The 434-nt window shown below is 51.6% G+C and carries 1 protein-coding gene; it reads left to right on the top strand.

All coding sequences use genetic code 11. The features are described 5' to 3' along the window. Nucleotides 1-87: 87 nt before the first annotated feature. The coding region (locus A3730_RS10585; protein ID WP_231883922.1) for an inovirus-type Gp2 protein at nt 88-434 on the top strand (347 nt) is incomplete at its 3' end.

The following is a 434-nucleotide window of genomic DNA, read 5'->3' as shown; positions in this document are numbered from 1 at the left end:
CAACTACAGAGAGGGCCATTATTCATTCCATACCTGGAGCGTATCCACCAGACCATGCATCGAGCTATCCATAGTCAGGCAAGCACTATGGCAGTGAGGGTAGATCTCAATCTTCCTGAAAATGGGTATGTACAATCTGGGGATTGGTTTGGTTCCTTCATTCGGTCTCTAAAAGAACAGGTGGATGCGGAGCTGGAGCGACGTAAACGCGAGGGTCGATGGGTGCCTGATTGTAAATTGGGTTACATAGGCGTCGAGGAGAAGGTAGGAGGTCAGCAGGTTCATTATCATGCCTGCTTGTTCCTGAATGGTGAGATCTATCGTGGGCTAGGCGAGTTTCCCACAGGGAGGGGCTTCGATCCGGATGTGCTGGGAGATCCACGGGCTGAGCGGGCAGATAGCCTGGCTAAAAAGATTGTTATGGCTTGGGCCAG

The organism is Alcanivorax sp. HI0044, from assembly GCF_001634945.1.
This window is presented reverse-complemented; position numbering and strand designations above follow the sequence as displayed.